We start from the raw sequence: 18278 nt of genomic DNA, 5'->3' as shown, positions 1-18278 counted from the left end.
ATGATTATTAAAATTATTTACTTTTGGAAGTTAAATAAACAAGATTAACCAAAAAATTACGCAAAACATGAAAAAAATTACTTTTGGTTTTTTCATGATGATTCTTCCTTATTTGGGTTTTGCTCAAGTAATCGATGAAGGATTTGAAGGAGCCACTTTTCCTCCAACAACACCAGGCAACTGGATTACCATGGATAATGGTATCGGTACTGGCGAAAGTTGGATTGAAACTACCGACCCAGCGAGGGTTTATGCAGGTCTTAAGGCCGCAATCATAGACCGGGAAAACATTGGGGCCGGAAATACCTCTCAAGATTGGTTGGTAACCCCACAAATTACGGTTCCAGCAAACGGACAACTTCGTTTTTTTACCAGACAAACCTTATTGGGGAATAATGGGTCAATTTATGAAATTCGAGTGTCAACAGATGCTAGTCAAACTAATCAGGCAGCTTATACAACTATTCAAACTTGGACCGAAAACAATTTGAATACTACTTATAATGTGTATGAAGAAAAAGCAGTCAGTTTGGCGGCTTATGCAGGCCAACAAGTTTATGTTGCTTTCGTAAAAGTAAATACACAGCCAACTGGGACTACTTCGGGAGACCGTTGGTTGATAGATCAAGTTAAGGTGCTTCAACAATGTTTGGATCCTAGTATTTTAACTACAGGTGCAATTACACCTACTTCTGCAGTGTTATCATGGACTAATAATGGATCTGCAACGAATTGGGAAGTGGTAGTGCAGCCAAGTGGAACTGGAACACCAACAGGAGCTGGTACTCCAGCACCTACCAATCCATTTACCTATACTGGATTAAATCCGGGCACCAATTATGAATATTATGTGAGATCGATATGTACTCTATCGAATAGTAATTGGGTAGGGCCATTTAATTTTACCACCTCACCATCAGGTTCTATTTGTAGTTCACCTATCATTGTAACAAGTTTACCTTATAGCCACACAGATAATACCAACACCTATGGTGATGAAGTAGATACACCTCAGGGTACAGGTTGTGCTGGTGGAGCCACCAACTATATGCAGGGAGCAGAAGTATTTTATTCGTATACTGCCAATTTTACTGGTAACATTACTGTATCAATGACACCTGGAGCAACAAATTCGAGTTTGTTTGTTTATGATGGGTGTGCTAACGTTGGGGTGTCTTGTTTAGCTGGTGTAGCCGATGCAACTGGTAATCCAAGAAATATAGCAACGATACCTGTTGTTTCAGGACAAACCTATGTATTTGTAATTTCATCAAGTTCTACTCCAGTAACAGGTATTCCTTATACTTTAATTATTCAACAAAAATTCTGTGATCCCCCAACAACATTGTCCGCTACAGCGACAACGACTACCGCTAGTTTGTCTTGGGCGAACCCTTCAGGAGCAACGGCTTGGCAAGTAGTGGTTCAGGATGCAGGTTTGCCGATTCCAACAGGATCAGGTACAGATGCCTTTGTTAATACCAATTTTACAGTAACTGGGTTGACTTCAGCTCATGCCTATGAGTATTGGGTTCGTTCTGACTGTGGAGGAGGATTATATAGCCCGTGGGCTGGACCTTTCCGTTTTAGTACCGAAATTTGTGATGCGGCTCAAAAATGTAATTATACTTTCAGATTGACAGACTCAGTAGCTGATGGATGGGACGGTGCTTTAATGCAGGTGAGACAGAACGGAATTGTAGTAGCTACTTTAGGAACTACATTTACCACTGGTGGAACCTTTAACCAAACAGTAGCTCTTTGTGAGAATTATCCTTTCGAATTGTACTGGCACGTGGCAGGAAGTTGGCCAGGAGAAGTAGGAATTACTGTAATTAATAACTTTGGACAAACATTGTTTACGAAACCAGCCAATTCTGGTGCTGCTAGTACTACTACTCCATTGTTTGCTACTGCATTTGATTGTGATGTACCGGCCTGTTTATTACCTTTGTCTCCAACGGATACTGCACCAACTACACAAGGGGCTACTTTGAACTGGACGCCGAATGGTGGAACGCAATGGGATATTTATGTGGTTCCGGCAACTCCACCTTCACCAGCACCAAATGCTTCAACCGTTCCTACTTTTGCAGGAGTTACAACTAGACCTTTTGTAGTAACTGGTCTCAATCCAAATACAACCTATTTGTATTATATAAGAACGGTTTGTTCTACTACTCAAGCGAGTAACTGGACAGTAGCGGGAGATTTTACTACGTTACCAACGTGTTCAAGACCAACAGTGCCAACTTCATCTGGAATTACACCGTATACAGCGAATCTGAACTGGACCCAACCGGCAAATCCTGGTGGAGGTACAGCAACGACATGGGAAGTAATTGTATTGCCTTGTGGTTCACCTGCACCGACAGAAACAACACCTACACCTTATCCTGGTGCGACAGTTACTTCTGTTAAACCTTTTACGGTAAGTGGTTTAACTCCAGTTACTTGTTATGACTTCTATGTGAGAGCTATTTGTTCAACTACTGATAAAAGCCCATGGTCTGTAAGTGGAACGTTCAATACCCCAGATGTTAATGATGAATGTATCAATTCGAAACAAGTACCGGTAAATCAAAATACACACTGTGAGCAAACTGTTTTTGGAACAGTTTCCAATGCCACAGCTTCAACGCAAGCAACTACTTGCGCACCTAACGATGATAACGATGATGTTTGGTTCCATTTTACGGCAACCGCAACAACTCATTATATCTCTTTATTGGAACCGGTAACCGATACTGCGGTTCCTCCAAGATTTCCTACAGCTACTCCAGGTGGACTTGGGTATACTTTGTATAGAGGCAATGATTGTAATAATCTAACTCAGATTAGTTGTAGAAGTGCAGCTAATGGAGCTATGGAAACCGGATTAGTAATAGGGGAAACCTATAAAATACGAGTGTATTCAAGAGGAACAGCAGCTTCTACCAAACGTTTTGAAGTTTGTGTGGGAACAAAAGTGATTTATTGTAATAACTCAATTCCGGCTTGTGCTGTAAATGATATTATTTTAAGAAATGATGTGGGTGTACCTTCAACACCGAATCCAATTAGTGGGACAACTACGGCTGCAGTTGGATGTTTAGGGAATGCGCCTTCACCAACTTTCTATTACTTGACTATCCCAGCAGACGGAAACTATGAGTATTTCATGGAGCAAAGTACAGATCCAACGTTTACTATTCGCGATTTAGATGTGGATTATGCGAGTTGGGGTCCTTACCCTAGTGTAGCTGCTGCTTGTGGTGCTATAACTGTAAGCAATGTAAGACCTGCACCAGATGGATGTAGTTATTCGGCAGCAGCCACAGAAACTTTAAAAATAAATGGTGCTATAGCAGGACAAGTTTATGTAGTTATGATCACCAACTTTACGGCGAATACACTTCCCGGAAAAAGAGGTTATATCCGTCTTAAAAGAATGGTTGGACCTACTCCTATAGATTGTTGTCCATTTGCTAGTTTTACTTACCCAGGTGGAAGTTTCTATTGCAAAGGATCTGGTGGTCCCAACCCAATACCAGTATTAAGTCCAGGTTCTACAGCCGGAACCTATACATCTTCACCGGCTGGTTTAGTAATTAATGCTACTACTGGAGAGGTTGATATGGCAGCAAGTACTATAGGTACTTATACAATAACCAGTACTATAATTGGAGCTAACGGATGTCAGACGTCAATTGCAACTTGGAGTATGACGATTTCTAACCCGGCGAATGCTACAATTTCGTATAGTGCACCTGAATTCTGTAAATCAGTAACAGCGGCACAGCCTGTAACTCAAACAGGTACTGTTGGTGGTTACTACTATGCTGTTCCGGCAGGTTTGTCAATTAATGCTTCAACGGGAGCAATTACTCCAAGCACGAGTTTAGCGGGAACGTATACCGTACGATATAATGTAGTGGTACCAGGATGTTCTTCAACACCATTTGAGACTACGGTTACTATAACGGCTTTACCGGTTGCTACTTTTGCCTATACGGGTACACCATATTGTCAAAATGCCGGAACGGTTAGTCCTACATTCAGCGGTGGAGGAGTTGCAGGTGTATTTAGTGCTAGTGCGACCGGATTGGTTATCAATCCTTCAACGGGAGTTATCGATTTGTCAGCAAGTACTGTTGGAACGTATACCGTTACCAACACGATTGCAGCTGCAGGAGGTTGTGCCGAAGTAACTGCTTCTACAACAATCACGATTACAGCACTTCCTGTGGTAACCTTTAACTATGCCGACAGTCCTTACTGTCAGAGTACAGGAACAGCAAGTCCAACATTTATCGGTGGTGGAACGGCGGGAACTTTTACAGCAGTGCCTGCTACAGGATTGACTATTGATCCTTCGACAGGAGTTGTTGATGTGACCAACAGTACACCAGGAACTTATGTAGTTACGAATACAGTTGCAGCAGCCAATGGATGCCAAGCAAATTCTGCGGATGCAACTATCATAATTAGAACTAACCCTATTGCAACAATAGGTTCAACCGATCCAGACAATACTATTTGTTCTAATGATACAGCGCAATTAACAGTGGTTCCAGGTAATTTCTTACTTGCCGATGCAACGTATGTATGGACATTGAACGGTACTATTCCTGTGGGTACTACAAGTTCTATTACACCTACAATGAGTGGGACTTATGAAGTAGTTGTAACATTGAATGGATGTACGAATACGACACCTATTACAACTTCATTTACGGTTAATTTTCAACCGAACTTTACATTATCCGGAACGAATCTAACCAAATGTGCTGGTGAAACAGCGGTGTTAACGGTTCAGCCCGTGAATTATTCGGTTACGGATCCATTAGTAGTTTATTCATGGACGTTAAATGGAAATCCAATTCCAGGTACAACAAATACAATCAGTGTTGTTGATTATGGTATGTATGAAGTAACGGTAAATAACCAAGGCTGTATCGCTTCTCAACAAATTGAAGTGGTTATGGATATGACCGATATTCCTATCACTACAGTGGGTGAATGTCAAGGAGCGCAGTATGTAATTACCGCTTCTCCTGTAAATGGTTCTTTTGATGGTGCTACTGCCACTTATGAATGGACAAACGAATCCTCTACGGTAATAGGAACAAACGCAAATACGCTTAATGTATCTCAATATATTTTGGATTATAATGTTCCGCTAGCTAGTTTCCCAATGACTTTCACGGTAAAAATCACAACAGCTCCTGATGGATGTGTTGATACACAAAGTTTTACAGTTGAAAGCCCTCAATGTGTCATCCCAAGAGGATTGTCACCGAATGGAGATGGAAATAATGATACTTTTGACTTAACTAGTTTGGGAGTTAAAAAATTATCTATCTTCAACAGATATGGTAAAAAAGTCTATGGTAAGACAAATTATACGAATCAATGGAGCGGTCAATCTGAATCTGGCGATGAATTACCAGATGGAACTTATTACTACGTTATTGATCAAGATAATGGTGAAACCAAATCAGGTTGGGTTTACATTAATAGATAAAAATAAGGCTTAGGCCCATGAGAATGGGCCTTGCTTTTGTATTAAACAAACAATTAAAATGAAGAAACTATTTCTTACTGCAATAATTGCATTTTCATTTTTCTCGGAAATGCAAGCACAACAAGATCCCCACTACACCCAATATATGTATAATATGAATGTCATGAATCCAGCCTATGCGGGTTCTAAAGAAAACCTTTCGATAGGATTATTATTCAGAAAACAATGGGTTGAAATTGAAGATTCCCCTACCACATTCACCGCATCAGGACATTCTCCCGTAGGTAAGAATGTTGGTTTAGGTTTGTCTGTTATTAGTGATAGAATTGGTCCTGTAGAGGAGAATAACATTTACGGTGATTTCTCTTATACTTTGAATCTAGGTGGTGAGCATCGATTGGCTATGGGTATTAAAGCGGGTGTTTCATTGTTGAACATCGGACTCAATAGCGAAATTGCATCGACTTTACCCGCTCCATCCGATGGTGCTTTCGCAGAGGACACTTCAAGTGCTAAGCTGAACATTGGAACGGGATTGTTTTATTATACGGATAAGTACTATTTGGCGCTTTCCGTTCCGAATATGCTTAAATCTGCTCATTTGGATTATAACGGTGTACAGTACGGTTCTGAAGTACAACACTATTTCTTAACCGGAGGTTATGTGTTCAACTTGTCCGAAAATACTAAATTCAAGCCTTTCTTTATGGTGAAATCGGCATTTAACGCGCCTACATCGGTAGACTTGTCTACTAACTTTTTATTCTTCGATAAGTTTGAATTGGGTGCAAGCTATAGAATTGATGATTCTTTCGGTGCTATGGTAAATTATAGAATTTCCGACGGAATGCGTTTGGGATATGCTTACGATCATATCGTTTCCGATTTGAATGTGGCTACTCCTTCATCGCACGAGTTTATGGTTTTATTTGATTTGAACTTCCCTAAAAAAGTGTCAAGTTCACCACGTTATTTCTAATAGGTTTAAAAATGAGAAAGATATACTTCAATATAAGTTTACTATTAGCTGTATCAGCTGGTATAGCACAAAATAAAGACACCAAAAGTGCGGACAAACTTTTTAACAGTTACGAATACATCAATGCATCCAAAGAATATTTAAAGCTTGAAGATAAAGGAAAAGCGGACTCTTATGTATACAAGCAACTAGGGGATTGTTATTATAACATCTTCAATGCTGAGGCTGCTGAAAAATGGTACGCGAAAGCTATCGCCGCGAAAGAACAAGATGCCGAAACGTATTTCCGATATGCTCAAATGTTAAAAGCGAACAAGAAATATGATGAAGCTAAAAATGCGATGGATAAATTTGGGGCATTAGCACCCAATGATGAACGTGCTAAAGCATCCAATGCTACTTCTATAAGTGCACTACAAAAAGATTCCAAAAACTGGGAAATGAAATCTGTTGGAATCAACTCTAAGTATTCTGATTTCGGAGCCTATTTGAAAGGTGATAAAGTATATTTCGCAAGCGCCAGAAATACGTCACGTAAAACGTATGAATGGAACGACCAGCCTTTTCTGGATTTGTATGAAGTGGATTTTAAAGAGGGTACTTTAGGTCAATCTCCTATTGAAGTTGCCGGATTAAACACTTCATTTCATGAAGGTCCGGTTGCTATTTCGGCAGATGGAAATACTATTTATTTTTCAAGAGAAAGTTTTTCAGAAAAACAATTTGTGAAATCATCAGATAAGAAGAATAGATTTGGTAAAATGTATCTTTTCAAAGCTACCAAAGACAATGGGAAATGGACGAATGTTACAGCGCTTCCTTTCAACGGTAAAGAATTCAATAGTAGTTCTCCTTCGCTAAGTGCAGATGGTACTGTGCTTTATTTTACTTCTGACAGACCAGGTGGAATTGGTAAAACCGATATCTGGAAAGTAGCTGTAAATGCTGATGGTACTTTTGGAACTCCAGAAAATCTTGGAAAAAGAATCAATACAGAAGGAAACGAACAATTCCCTTCGGTAACAGATAGCAATATTCTTTATTTTGCGTCTAATGGATTCAACGGATTAGGAGGACTTGATGTCTTTGAAGTCGATTTGAATGGAACAGAGCAACCTAAAAACCTAGGTGCGCCTGTAAATAGCGAAAAAGATGATTTTGCTTTTGCTTATAATGAATCTAAAAAAACAGCTTTCCTTTCTAGTAACCGAAATGGTGGTACTGGTGATGACGATATTTATATGGTATTGCCGATTTGTCATTTGGATTTAGTAGCATTAGTTCGCGATTCAAAAACCGGCTTGGCGATTCCGAATGCGAATATCATTGTATTGGATGAGAATAAGAATACGGTTATGTCTGGAACATCCAACGAAAACGGTGATGCCGATTTTCAATTGGATTGCGAAAAGAAATACGAAGTTTCTGTAGGTAGAGCAGGTTATTTGACTCAAACTTTCCCTGTATCGGAAACCAAAGGAAAAGTAAAAGTTGCTGCTAATCTGAATCCGGTTGAGGTGGTAATCACAGAGAAGGAAGTGATTTTGGGTGATGTGTATTTTGCTTACAACAAAAGCAATATTACGCCTCAAGGTGCGGCTGAGTTAGACAAATTGGTAGCTGTGATGAATGAATACCCGAACATGGTTATTTTTGCAAAATCGCACACCGATTCACGCGGTAATGATAAATACAACTTGAGTTTGTCAGAACGTAGAGCAAAAGCTACCGTGCAGTATATTATCTCTAAAGGAATTACAGCTGATAGAATTAGCGGACAAGGCTATGGAGAAACAGAACCAAAAGTGAATTGTGGTGATGGATGTACTGAAGAGGAGTATGCGCAAAACCGTCGTTCCGAATTTATGATTGTAAAAAAATAATTTTTTGTGTACAATACGATAAAAACGAACCCAAAAGGTTCGTTTTTTTATGTCTACTAGTTAAGAAGTTATGTTAACTTTATGAGCTTCTAAATTAGCCTTTAGTATGAAGTATATTGCAGTTTTATTAAGTTGCTTGCTCTCGGCCTGTTCTGCAAGTTTTGGGAAGTTGTCTCATCATTTGGTGCTTACGGATGTGAAACGGATTCTACAAAAAAAGTTATTGGAAGAACAAATGGATGGCAACCACTCGAAGTTGATACAGTTACTCTAAAGGAGAAAATTAATCTTAAGAAAAATGAAGGAATTTTTGAAAAAATTAAAAAATTTATTTCGGAGTAATAAGCGATATATAGTCTTAGTTTTATTGTGTTTGATAGGTTTGAAGTATTATACCAATTATATATACAAACGGGCTTTTGCTGAGTGTAAATCAAGTTTGCAGAATGAAAGTAATAGCGATATAGATATCGTTAAAGATAATGTATTCAAAAAACTTAATCAGCGAGTATACGATAGTTTGTTTATGTATGATGGACCAAAGAAAACATTTATGTATGCTATTGTTGTATCTAATAAATACAATTACAATGAAGCTTCATTTGAAATCTTTCATACTCTAGCAAATTTAAATGCTGACAATAAATTTAAAAGGATTCCAGATTTAAATTTTTTAGATAAAAAAACTAGAAATATGGCTCTTTTTTATTTGGAAAAATCTGCCAACGAAAATAATCCAAATGCGAAGTTTATTCTCGGTAAGTATTACATTTCTGGAGAGTATCACGATAAAAATGTTGATTTAGCAAACAAACTATTAAAAGATGCTTTAAAATTGAGTGGTGGTGTTTTAAAATGAGCAATCTGGATCGCGCGGATTTACTTCGTCAGTTCGGCTAAAGCCTCGATTGCAATCCGTGCCCACAAAGAATAGAAACTACAGCCGTAAAAAGTTGTAGTTTTATTTTTACTGATGGTAATGAAAATGATTTTAGCCATTGTTTTGTTAGATTTGTTTTGAAGAAGATTGCGGGCTTTATTCGGGTTATGTTTTGAATTTTCTATCTTTGTAAAGCACTTTAATGTTGTAAAATGTGTAGTTCTGATGAGTTCGTTCTCCTAATTTTTACCCAACTCTGACCGTTAATCTGCAATCGAATTCTAATAACAATTTTATTTAAGGGGCATGCGTTTTTTGTATTTATTAATCTTTTTTGTCATCGTAAGCTGCAATAAAATTGATTTGAATGACAATGAAGTGAGACTTATGGTCGATGGAGTGAAACACTCTGAATTTTTCTTTAGAAAATCAGGAGAAGTATCGCACATGAATATTTATTTTTCGGAAGGAAATATTGATGATGTACTTAGTTTTGACTATGTAAATGGTAATTTGGATCGTGTTCGTTCGGAATCCGATTATAAAACAGGCGGTGACTGGGAAACTGATTATTACAAGAATACCTTAGCTTTACATGAGTACCTGCTTAAAAACGGTGTTAAAGTGGGTCACCCTTTTTTGGTAGCAGAAGAAATGAATGACTTTTGCAAGTTGGCCGATGCTATCCAGTATTTTTCGAAGGGTGCAGATGATAAGGTAACGGCATTCTGGGCTAAAGATATCAACGTAAAAGCTGAATTTGATTCAAGCACCATTCGACGATTCATCTCTACGAATTCTGTAATTCATTATTTTGAATACGCTGTTAATAAGGAAGGATATTTGGTTTATGAGATTATTCAATTTGATCAAAGCGCTTTGAAAATCAGCTATGAGTATGAAGACAATAAAATTAGTAAAATAACGTATAAAGTTTTATACAGAAATGGTAAACTAGAACATTCACATAAAGAATTTTTGTATAAAGCTATTTAATGTTAGGATCACAGATTTAATTATATTTAGAAACCACTCATTACGAGTGGTTTTTGGTTTTATAGCGCAGCGAACTTTCTGGCTTTGATGCCAAGACTTTAGAAGGTAAACCTAGACAGCTTCTCCAGTGGACTAATTCTGTGATAATTTTTCGTGTTAAAAAAATTCTCACAAAGTTGTGATAAAATTGCTGTGATACAATAAATTATCACAAAAAAATTCTCACAGCGTAAAGACGGGTTACAAAGCAATTTTTAGGTATTACAACCAAACCTCATTCGCTTTGTAATTCGTAGGAAAGTAAGTCAGGTATTGTACCATACGTGGGTTACGCCCGTGATTGGCGGTGGCACAATGCGGTAACGCCTGATGCCAGATGATAAAGTCACCGGCTTCACCGGTAATGGGCACAAGTTCTTGGGTGAGTTTCTGTAAAGCGTATTCTCGCGGAGTTCTGTCTTTGGGGACTTGATGGATCCATTCTTCCATGCGGTGATGAAATCCAGGTATGCAATGAAAAGCGCCTTCGTGTGCTTCACAATCGCTTAAATACAATAAACCCTGCAAGCCCAAAGGAATGGGTTGGTGCAAACTTACATCCCAATGCAAACTACTACCTTTAAACGTATGCTGATCATTGACCGGCGGATTGAAACTTACTTTGTCAATGGTTTTGAAAAGGGCGTCGGATTGGTACAATTGCTCGTAGGCTTTTCGAATTTTTTGTGAATCGCGGTTTTGGTTCAAAATCGGATGGTCGGAAAAGTTGACCATCATGCCGCTTTGTTGCGGATGTTGTTGGTACCAGCTTTCGGGTGAGTCCGGATGCATTTCCAGAAACGTCCAAATGGCTTTTTGAGTTGCAAGGCAATCTTCCTTCGAAATGGCATTTTTTAGCACGATATAGCCATTTTTATTCCAAAACTGAATATCGGCATCGCTTAGAACGTTTTCGGTTATTTTGAGGCTATTTTCATTGTTCTGTGTAGCGTAACTTTTTACCCAGTCAATAAAAGTAGGTAAGGGAGGGTTTTCAAAATGCAAATACTGAAGAGCAACTTCTAGACTGATGTTGTAATGGTACAAACATTCGATTTCCTGATTCCAGGTAGTGGATAACGTAGTTTCTTTTTCAATCGTTCTTCGCCAGAAATTTTCGAGATAGTGTTGCATCGCCGTAGGTTTATTGACCTAAAATTAGAAGAATATAGCCAAAGTTAAAAATCAAGCAAAAAAAAACTCCCACAACTGTGGGAGTTTTGGTATGATAACGTACTCTTAGTTTACTATGATGTCGTCAATTTGAACAGTAGTAGTTAACGTTGGTGTTCCTGAATATTCAAAAACAAAGTAACCGTTTCCTGTTAAACCAGCAGGGATATTGTATGTTCCTGCAGAGTTGAATGCATTTTCAGATGCACCTGTAGCTGGGTAAGTGATATTGAAGCTAGAAGTGATGTTTGTGAAAGTGCTAGTGTTAATTGGGCTTCCAGGAGTATAATTTGCTGCTGTTACATAATATACCTGTAATGCAACTCCTTGGTTAAAACGCATTTCTTCTTTGAAAGTAAATGTGTTAGCCGCTGTAAAGTCAACAGGAACAAAGAAATATCCTTTAGCTGTTACGCTAGTTCCTCCACTTCCAAAAGAAGTTAACTCAATGTACTCGTTATTGCTGAATGTTTTCAATTGCCAGTATCTAGTTCCAACATAAGCATCATTGTAATATTTCGGGAAGTTCGTTTGATTTACTGTATAACCAGTTTCAAAGTTTTCTGTAAAAGCACCGCTGAAAGTTGCTGCAGCACCACCGATTACCGGGAAGAAGTCTATTCTGTCATTTGTTAATTTGATATCACTTTCATTTCTTACCATGAATTGGAAGTCAGAACCGAATTTTGTTAAAACTCCTCTGATTTTACCATTTTTCATGTTTACTTTGTTACCTGCAAAGTTAGCGAACTCACTTACTCTAACAATTAATGTGTTTCCAGAAGCATCCACAATAGTGTGGTTAGTTGCACCTCCTAAGTTGTTTACTGTTGGATCGAAATAGTTTTTATTATTAGATGCATCCGTAAACTGAACACCGTCTAATTCGATTAACATATTCAACAAGTTATTGTTTTTAGCAGCTGTGATATTTGCTGGTTTTTTAACAAAATCTTCTTCACTTACTTTTACACAAGAAGCTTTGATGATGTTTTTGAAATCTACACCTGCAATACGACCCACTTCGTCATCGGTTGCAACAGGAGTGTCATTGTCATACAAAGCACCAATTACAGTTGAATTGTTTTCGGTTACATAGTATAAGTCTTTCATTTTGACAAATACTTTTCTACCTGGCTCAAAGTAAGTATAAAGGTTGTATGCGTCAATTGGCATGCTAAATCCTACGCTACCGTCAACAGATGTGAATGACACAGACTTGTAGAAATTACCTGATTCGTCGCTTGAAGTTACATACGCTTCGATAACGTCATCACCAGTATATTTTGCATAAGTAGTAGTCGAAGTCGAAGTGATTTCACTAACTTGTTTTGTTACCGGAATGGTTTCACACTCACCTTCTAAACTCGGCTCATCATAATGTTCTTCAACACAACTAACGGTTGCCGCTAAGAGTAGAGATGAAAGTAAAAAACCTCTAAAGTTTAATGTTTTCATATTATTTATTTTCAAAAATTTTAATATTGTCTAATTGAAAAGTCGTTGTAGTACCGGCGTTTTTGCTACCCACATATTTGAATCCAATGCTGATGTCTTTTCCTTTGTAAGCATTCAAGTCGATATCACCACTCCCTACAAAATCATCTACCTGAGCAGTTGGTAATATTGGGTTCAATTCTACCCATGTTGCTGTTGCAATACCCGCTTGAGTACCATCATAATTTTCAGAAATATAAACGGTAAGATTTTTTCCAGTCCAGCTTCTTGCTTTTGATTGGAAATTAAAAATCCAATCTTTACTTGCATTAAGATTTACTTTAGGAGTTACTAACCATACTTCATCTGAAGATCCAGCAGTAGAGAAGAAAGAAGAAAAATCAGCATATTTATTGTTGCTGAAAGAGCGGCTATGCCATTTTCTTGTACCGGCTGGATTTACGTTGAAGTTAGACCATCCGCTTAAAGCAATAGCGTTTTCGGTTGCTCCGCTTCCTGCAGTAGTGCCTTCAAACCCTTCAAACAAAAGTACTTCTTTGATTTCAGGGATATCGAATTCAGATTCTGTATCACAGCTAACAACTGTTGCAGTTAAAGCTGTAAAAAGAAATAGTTGTTTTATGTATCTTTTCATAATTAGTTGCATTAGAAGTTAATGTATAAGTTCACAAAATAAGTTCTTCCGTATCCGTAGAAATACTTAGGTCCAAAAGTTCTTACACCACTTTGTAAATCTTCTTGAGCTGATGGGAATGTTGCTTTTCTTGATTGCTCAAAACCACCAGTTTTGAAAACTTCGTCCAATACATTGTTCACGGTAGCGAAGAAACCGAAAGTTGTTCCGTCCACTCTCCATGATTTACCACCAGATAAATTTAATAAATATAATTCATCTAGTTTTTCTTGTTGTAATATTTTTCTAACTGAAGCTTCATTAGCACCAGGGTAAGAAACGCCTGTGTTGCTGTCAATTGTGAAGTTGTTTGTTCTTAATACATTTGAAATTCCAACATAAGCATCGTCAAAATAGTTGTAGTTCGCAGAGATGAACCAGAAGTGAGGGTCTCTGTACTCTAAACCAACTGAAGCTGCTTTTTGTGGCATACCACCGATTCTGTATCCTTTTAAGTAGGTTTTACCGAAATCTTCGATAGGGTAAGTGTTAGTAGCCGATGCAGCAGCATCATTGTTAATTCTTAAAGTAGGGTTGTTATCATAGATATACTCACCGTAAGAAGCTGCAGCACTTGCTTTCAATGTAGAAGTAAATTGGTACTCCAATCCTAATTCTCCACCAAAGTTTTTCTTGTTCATACCTGTAACGATTTCACTTACGAAAGCATCTTCACTACCGTTGTTGTCGTCTTCGTCAGCTACACCTTCACCAAAGAAGAAAGCTACGTTCGTTGCATCTTGGATTTTAGAATAGAATCCAGTAATTCTTGATTTGAATTTTGGTGTTCTGATGATATAACTAGCATCAGCACTTGTAATTCTTTCGTCTCTTAAGTCTAAAGTTACATTGTTGTTCACACGAGCATTAGCAAATACATTACGTAAGCTAGGTGCTTTAGTCATGTACGCTCCGTTGAAATCCAATAAGTGTTGGCTTGACAATTTGTAAGTTAAACCCCCTTTGAAACCGAAGTTTTCGAAGATTTCTTTAGAACCTTTTCCGAAAGAGTTGTTGATGTAGTTTCCATTTCTGAATAAACCTTCTCTTTGGTATTGTGAACGAGAGAATGATTGTGCTACATAGAAATTAGCCGTTTTGTAGTTGAATTTGAATTGCGTAAATCCGTCAAAAACAATAGCATGTAGGTTATAGTTGTAACCAAAAGTTCCGTCTAATCCAATTTTTGCATCTGGATTGTTCATGTCAAACTGAGCTTTATCACCAGTGTAGAAAGAATCTGTGTTCAATACATAATCTGCACCTAATAAATCGATTACAGCAGCATAATTATGTGATTTTAATTTTCTGAAAGTAACACCACCATTCATACTGATGTTGTCAGACAATTGAGAGTTGATGATAGAGTTCGCAGAAATTTGCTTGTCATCACTTCTTTGCTCGCTTAAGAAATAAGCTGCCTTGTTTTGTCCGTTTTCGTCAACGGCTGTTCTTGTATTTCCTAAATACATGTCAGTCCAGTTGATTTGACCACCTTGTAGGAAAGCAGCTTTCAAACGATCTGCTTCAGCATAGTCAGGATACCATTGCCCTCCACTTGTGTGGTAATTCAAAGCATAACTTGGTAAGTTTCTGTAATAGGTTGGATCTGGGTTGTTACCGTAAGGGTATTCTAAACGTGTATTTCCAACAGAACCTGTTTGGTAAGCTACATTTGTATTCAATGTAGTTCTGTCATTGAATTTCCAGAAGTGGCTTAACATCATGATAGGTTCTTCGATGTTTCTGTCTCTTGAATTGCGTTTTCTTCCGTCTTGCCATCCCCAGTACGAGTTGTATTTGTATCCTTTAAGATCAATAACTTCTTGAGTATTAGGTGAAGTTTTTCCACGGCTGTTTTGTGCGTAAATTGAAGTAAAGTTTAATGCATGTTTTTTTCCAAATCTTTTTTCAACACTTGCAAATAATGAATTAGCTGCGTAATCTGTTCCTTCGAAATGTGCTTCTTGTGCCCATCTTCTACTAGCAGATACTACAAATGCCCATCCGTCTTTATCCAAACCAGAAGCATGAGTACCCATAGCTCTCCAGTTGTAGTTAGTGTTGGTTCCAGAATAAGAAAGTCTTGTTCCTTTTCTGTAGATAGATGCTCTTGTGTTGATTTCTTGAGTACCTAAGATACCACCGAAAGTATAATCAGAAGGCGCTGAACCCATTGTGAATTCCTGATTACGAGTTGCATCGTTCAAACCACCCCAGTTACCCCATTGTGGTCTGTTATCATATAACTTATTCATTACGATACCGTTAATCATAGTGGTACCGTACTCATTGTCTAAACCACGAATTCTGAAACGTGCACCACCCCAGTTGAAAGCAGCAGCTTGTTGGTAGGTGTCGCGTGATGCTTGCAATAATCCTGAAGTACTCTCAGAACCACTGTTGTCATCACCTAAATCATTTTCGGTAATCGTAATTAAACTAATTTGCTGTTCTGTAGTCTGAGTGTCCTCTTCTAAAACTACAACACCTAAATCTAAAGTCTGACCTGCTACGATTTCAATAGCAAGCATTTGTTCTTTGTAACCGTCGCTCTTCACTTGAAGAATCTGACCACCCAAAGGGACATTTTTGAACGTAAATTTACCATCCTGGCCCGTTACTTGAGTCAAATTAGTGTTTACGATCGATGTCACTACATTTTGTAAAGGATTTTGAGTTTTAGCGTCAAGAACAACTCCCGAAACTCCAGTAGGTTGTTGAGCAAAAACTAAAAATGCATGTAATACAAATAATGTACTAATAACAAGTTTTTTCATAAATAAGTTTAAAATTAATTCGAGTTTTCCCACTCTTTTTTCGAAAGCAGGGCGACAAATGTACATCTTTTAATAATATTATTTACTTTTGGCGCAACTTTTGTTATACATTTGACGAAAATTTTACATTGATGAATATGAAAATTAGGAATTTTACTTTACTGTTAATCATGTTGATAGCTTCTGGAATGGCAGCTCAGTCCAAGAAAATGGGCGTCCATACCATTGCTTTTTATAACCTTGAAAACTTTTTTGACACCGTTAATGATCCTAAGATAAATGATGAAGATTTTATCTATACTCCGGAAAATTATGCGAAAAAGATTGACAATTTAGCTAGGGTAATCTCAGGTTTAGGGACTAGTGATGTCCAAAAAAATGCTCCTATAGTGTTAGGGGTTTCCGAAATTGAGAATAGAACCGTTTTGGAAGATTTAATCAGACATCCATTATTGATTCAATTAGGCTACGGAATAGTTCATTTCGATTCGCCAGACCGTAGAGGTATCGATACTGGGTTTTTATACCAAAAGAAATATTTTCAACCGACTAGCTATCAGAATTATCCTTTGATTATTTCTGATGATATGACAGATAAGAAAGTAAAGGAAAAAGAAAAGGATAAAGTAGAAGATTCAGATGATAATGCTGTTGATAGTGCTACAAAAAGAATTTATACTCGTGACCAAATCTTAATGACTGGAAAACTAGATGGTGAAGAAATGAGTTTTATCGTGAACCACTGGCCTTCAAGAAGAGGTGGGGAAGCAAAAAGTAGTCCGTTACGTGAAGCGGCTGCGGCTTTGAACAAAAAATTAATCGATTCGCTACAGAAGATCAATCCTAAAGCTAAGATTTTTACTATGGGTGATTTGAACGACGGTCCTTTCAATAGAAGTATCAAAGTTATTTTGGGTGCCAAAGGTGATGAAAAAGAGGTAAAACCACTTGGTTTGTACAATCCAGCTGAGAAAATGATGAACAAAGGAATCGGTACTTTAGCACACCGTGATGCTTGGGATTTCTTCGATCAAATTATTATTTCAGAAGCGTTGTTACCTAAAAATAATGATTTTTCAACTTGGAAATATTGGAAAGCTGGAGTCTACAATAAGCCATTTATGATTCAGCCAACGGGTCAATACAAAGGATATCCATTACGAAATTCAAACGATGGACCTGGTTTTTCCGATCACTTCCCGTCGTATATCTATTTGATTAAAGAATTCAAATAATACCTTAAATCCCGATTCTTCGGGATTTTTTATTTCTTAACTTTACCCTAAAAATAAGTCATGTCAATAGCGAAACCTTTCAACTTAAACAAGTGGATAGAAGAGAACCGACATCTCCTGAAACCGCCTGTAGCGAATAAAAATCTGTATGTGGATTCCGGAGATTATATCGTAATGATTGTTGGCGGACCCAATGCCAGAAAAGATTATCATTATAACGAAACCGAGGAGTTGTTTTATCAACTCGAAGGTGAAATTACCGTTTACATTCAAGAAAATGGTCGTAAAAAAGCAATGCAACTTTCCGCAGGGGATATGTATTTGCATCCGGCAAAAGTACCTCATTCACCCAATCGTACAGTGGGCTCCATTGGTTTGGTCATCGAACGCAAACGCACCGAAGGGAAGGACGGTTTATTGTGGTTTTGCGACAACTGTAATCATAAACTGCATGAAGTCTATTTCGGTTTGGAAGACATTGAGAAAGATTTTTTACAGCATTTCAAGGATTTCTATACCTCAGAGGAGAAAAGAACTTGTTCGGAATGTGGTACTGTAATGGAAGCCGATTCTCGATTTATCAAGTAGCCATTTCCTGCTTTTCGTTTTAGTTTTTTTGTAAAAAGCACAAAATTGTAAACGGTGCAGGAGCTCCTACTGTCGCTCTGCAAAGTTT

Annotated in this window: 11 protein-coding genes; 7 read left to right on the top strand and 4 right to left on the bottom strand. The window is 37.8% G+C overall.

Features of this window, described 5'->3' with window-relative positions:
• Positions 1-67 precede the first annotated feature (67 nt).
• The 5 genes from ACFO7M_RS03780 (at position 68) to ACFO7M_RS03760 (ending at position 10244) form a co-directional block, all read left to right on the top strand.
• Complete coding sequence (locus tag ACFO7M_RS03780; RefSeq protein WP_379717938.1) at positions 68-5506, top strand: fibronectin type III domain-containing protein; 5439 nt, start codon at positions 68-70, stop codon at positions 5504-5506.
• Positions 5507-5564: 58 nt separating this feature from the next.
• A complete protein-coding gene (locus tag ACFO7M_RS03775; RefSeq protein WP_379717940.1) occupies positions 5565-6485 on the top strand; it encodes a type IX secretion system membrane protein PorP/SprF in 921 nt (306 codons plus the stop codon).
• An 11-nt stretch (positions 6486-6496) separates the two neighbouring features.
• Positions 6497-8368 carry an OmpA family protein gene (locus tag ACFO7M_RS03770; protein WP_379734093.1) on the top strand — a complete coding sequence of 624 codons (1872 nt, stop codon included), beginning with the start codon at positions 6497-6499 and terminating at the stop codon, positions 8366-8368.
• A gap of 310 nt (positions 8369-8678) precedes the next feature.
• Positions 8679-9227, top strand: coding sequence for a hypothetical protein (locus tag ACFO7M_RS03765; RefSeq protein ID WP_379734092.1), 549 nt, complete (start codon positions 8679-8681; stop codon positions 9225-9227).
• A 327-nt stretch (positions 9228-9554) separates the two neighbouring features.
• Positions 9555-10244 carry a hypothetical protein gene (locus tag ACFO7M_RS03760; protein ID WP_379734090.1) on the top strand — a complete coding sequence of 230 codons (690 nt, stop codon included), beginning with the start codon at positions 9555-9557 and terminating at the stop codon, positions 10242-10244.
• A gap of 261 nt (positions 10245-10505) precedes the next feature.
• Here the strand turns inward: ACFO7M_RS03760 and ACFO7M_RS03755 are convergent, their stop codons facing one another.
• The 4 genes from ACFO7M_RS03755 to ACFO7M_RS03740 form a co-directional block, all read right to left on the bottom strand.
• On the bottom strand, positions 10506-11417 hold the full coding sequence (locus ACFO7M_RS03755; RefSeq protein ID WP_379734089.1) for a phytanoyl-CoA dioxygenase family protein: 912 nt from the start codon (positions 11415-11417) through the stop codon (positions 10506-10508).
• A gap of 105 nt (positions 11418-11522) precedes the next feature.
• Complete coding sequence (locus tag ACFO7M_RS03750) at positions 11523-12914, bottom strand: DUF5689 domain-containing protein (RefSeq protein WP_379734087.1); 1392 nt, start codon at positions 12912-12914, stop codon at positions 11523-11525.
• Between the two features lies 1 nt (position 12915).
• Positions 12916-13548: a choice-of-anchor J domain-containing protein gene (locus ACFO7M_RS03745; RefSeq protein ID WP_379734085.1), complete on the bottom strand. Its 633-nt coding sequence runs from the start codon at positions 13546-13548 to the stop codon at positions 12916-12918.
• A gap of 11 nt (positions 13549-13559) precedes the next feature.
• On the bottom strand, positions 13560-16367 hold the full coding sequence (locus tag ACFO7M_RS03740) for a carboxypeptidase-like regulatory domain-containing protein (protein WP_379734083.1): 2808 nt from the start codon (positions 16365-16367) through the stop codon (positions 13560-13562).
• A gap of 131 nt (positions 16368-16498) precedes the next feature.
• On the opposite strand from ACFO7M_RS03740, the gene ACFO7M_RS03735 reads away from it, so the two are divergent.
• Both ACFO7M_RS03735 and ACFO7M_RS03730 read left to right on the top strand, forming a co-directional pair.
• Positions 16499-17602 (top strand): endonuclease/exonuclease/phosphatase family protein, encoded by a 1104-nt coding sequence (locus ACFO7M_RS03735; RefSeq protein ID WP_379734082.1) that lies wholly within the window; start codon positions 16499-16501, stop codon positions 17600-17602.
• Between the two features lie 60 nt (positions 17603-17662).
• On the top strand, positions 17663-18190 hold the full coding sequence (locus tag ACFO7M_RS03730; protein ID WP_379734080.1) for a 3-hydroxyanthranilate 3,4-dioxygenase: 528 nt from the start codon (positions 17663-17665) through the stop codon (positions 18188-18190).
• The last annotated feature ends 88 nt before the right edge of the window (positions 18191-18278 follow it).

The sequence above is a fragment of the Flavobacterium sp. GCM10023249 genome, assembly GCF_042653365.1.
In the GTDB taxonomy this organism is placed as follows: Bacteria; Bacteroidota; Bacteroidia; order Flavobacteriales; family Flavobacteriaceae; genus Flavobacterium.
Note: the sequence above shows the minus strand (reverse complement) of the source record. Positions and strands in the feature narration are given on the sequence as shown.

Coding starts and splice junctions, on each gene's coding strand:
- ACFO7M_RS03735 (WP_379734082.1), top strand. CDS start 16,499: ATGAATATGAAAATTAGGAATTTTACTTTACTGTTAATCATGTTGATA.
- ACFO7M_RS03775 (WP_379717940.1), top strand. CDS start 5,565: ATGAAGAAACTATTTCTTACTGCAATAATTGCATTTTCATTTTTCTCG.
- ACFO7M_RS03730 (WP_379734080.1), top strand. CDS start 17,663: ATGTCAATAGCGAAACCTTTCAACTTAAACAAGTGGATAGAAGAGAAC.
- ACFO7M_RS03755 (WP_379734089.1), bottom strand. CDS start 11,417: ATGCAACACTATCTCGAAAATTTCTGGCGAAGAACGATTGAAAAAGAA.
- ACFO7M_RS03750 (WP_379734087.1), bottom strand. CDS start 12,914: ATGAAAACATTAAACTTTAGAGGTTTTTTACTTTCATCTCTACTCTTA.
- ACFO7M_RS03745 (WP_379734085.1), bottom strand. CDS start 13,548: ATGAAAAGATACATAAAACAACTATTTCTTTTTACAGCTTTAACTGCA.
- ACFO7M_RS03770 (WP_379734093.1), top strand. CDS start 6,497: ATGAGAAAGATATACTTCAATATAAGTTTACTATTAGCTGTATCAGCT.
- ACFO7M_RS03760 (WP_379734090.1), top strand. CDS start 9,555: ATGCGTTTTTTGTATTTATTAATCTTTTTTGTCATCGTAAGCTGCAAT.
- ACFO7M_RS03740 (WP_379734083.1), bottom strand. CDS start 16,367: ATGAAAAAACTTGTTATTAGTACATTATTTGTATTACATGCATTTTTA.
- ACFO7M_RS03780 (WP_379717938.1), top strand. CDS start 68: ATGAAAAAAATTACTTTTGGTTTTTTCATGATGATTCTTCCTTATTTG.